This window comes from Faecalibacterium sp. DFI.5.82 (genome assembly GCF_029076575.1).
GTDB classification, from domain to species: domain Bacteria; phylum Bacillota; class Clostridia; order Oscillospirales; family Ruminococcaceae; genus Faecalibacterium; species Faecalibacterium duncaniae.
The window spans coordinates 1-325 of the sequence record NZ_JARFIS010000301.1; the positions used below are offsets into that span (position 1 = coordinate 1).

Genomic DNA, 325 nt, shown 5'->3' on the forward strand with positions numbered 1-325 from the left:
TCTTGGTGCCCACAATGCTCTCGGCGGGGATATCCACCAGCCCCAGCGGCTCCTGGGCAACGATGTTCACCCCGTTCAGGATATCATCCAGCACCGCAAGGTACGGCGACTGGCCTCGCGCCACACAGGCACGGTAGGCACGCTGGCCCGCGCGCAGGGCGCTTCTATAATCTTCTAGCATGGCCATAGCAGAACTCCCTTCTTCAATGGCTCCTGTTTTCCTTTCCCGGCCCGCGCCGCCGTGTATGCGGCACAGGTCTTAGGACAGTATAACATGAAATTCGGATTTATGGGAGACTTTCTCCGGCAAAGGTGTTGATTTACA

General features: G+C 57.5%; 1 protein-coding gene. It reads right to left on the minus strand.

Features of this window, described 5'->3' with window-relative positions:
• On the minus strand, positions 1 to 187 hold a 187-nt coding region (locus P0G09_RS16710; protein ID WP_275253226.1), incomplete at its 3' end, for a hypothetical protein.
• Positions 188 to 325: the final 138 nt, after the last annotated feature.